The organism is Mesorhizobium sp. M0626 (assembly GCF_040320665.1).
Taxonomy (GTDB): domain Bacteria; phylum Pseudomonadota; class Alphaproteobacteria; order Rhizobiales; family Rhizobiaceae; genus Mesorhizobium.
In genome coordinates this window covers 1-1021 of sequence record NZ_JAMYQD010000059.1, presented here as the reverse complement: position 1 = coordinate 1021, position 1021 = coordinate 1, and the positions used below count along the sequence as shown (strand labels likewise).

The 1021-nt window shown below is 62.7% G+C and carries 1 protein-coding gene; it reads right to left on the bottom strand.

Translation table 11 applies throughout. From position 1 onward, the window contains the following. Nucleotides 1-760, bottom strand: a 760-nt coding sequence (locus tag NKI37_RS31855; protein WP_352520208.1) for a hypothetical protein, incomplete at its 3' end; no start/stop codon positions are given. Between the last annotated feature and the right edge of the window lie 261 nt (nt 761-1021).

The window sequence follows — 1021 nt, the reverse complement described above, 5'->3', positions numbered from 1 at the left end:
CGATGGTGCCCGAGGTGGTCTCCGAGTTGGCGGCAGCGTTCGAGCCCGCGGACTCGCCGCCGCGTGCCGGAAGGCCGGCCTCATAGACGGTGGTCTCTCCTATGAGCCCAATCGATGGCGTGGAGTCCTTTCCCAAGACGCCGATGGTCAACTCGCGTGGCTCCAACTGCCCAAACTGCAGGTCCGTCGGGGGGAGCAAGGCCGAAAGGTCGAATCCGTCACCGATACCGCCTGGGGGAACCGTAAAGTCCCCACCAGCACTGCCCGGGGCACCTCCCGGACCAGCCGACATGGAACCGTCGGCGCCGAAGGCGACATCGACGTGGCTTGCTTCAAGGGCGGCCAGCAAGGCAACGCGCGGCACCTCGACGTCGCCGATGATGAAGGTCGGCACGTTCAGGGCGCCATCCTTGATCGCGATCACCGAGCCGTCGGCCTGTTCGAGCAAAAGGTTGTGGCCGTCGACCTTGATGTTGTCGATGGAAACGCTGGACGGAAGCCTGACCATGTTGCTGGCGTCGGCCACATATTCATGGGGCGCCGCCGCTGCGTTCGCCGCCGCGGGAGCCGCCGGTTGAACGGGCGCGCCGCTTCCGACGTCGACCGGCACCGGTTCGGACGCTGGCGGCGCGGGCGGCTGCGTCGAAGTTGCTTGCGCAACCTGGATCTCTACCGGCGTTGCCTGGCTGCTGTGTTCATTCGGCCCGGAATGCTCGTCGGCCAAACCCGAAAAACTGTCCAAATCGATATTGGTGGTCATTGCTGAAATCCCTCCGGCATTTCCCGGCAAGAGACAGGCACCTCCAAAGAATTGCAACCACTTGTAAGGCTGATTGATATAATCAGGTATGACGCTGCAGTTGAATGTTTAGGCTTAGTTAACTTCCGAGATATACTATGTTATGCGCGACCTGCCGTGAACGGGCGGTCGTGTCCCATCAGGTGGTGTAGCTCGGCGGTAGCGAAGCCGCTCACGAGCGCGCCGTTAGTAGCGCTGTAGCGAGCGAGCGGCGTGTGGGTG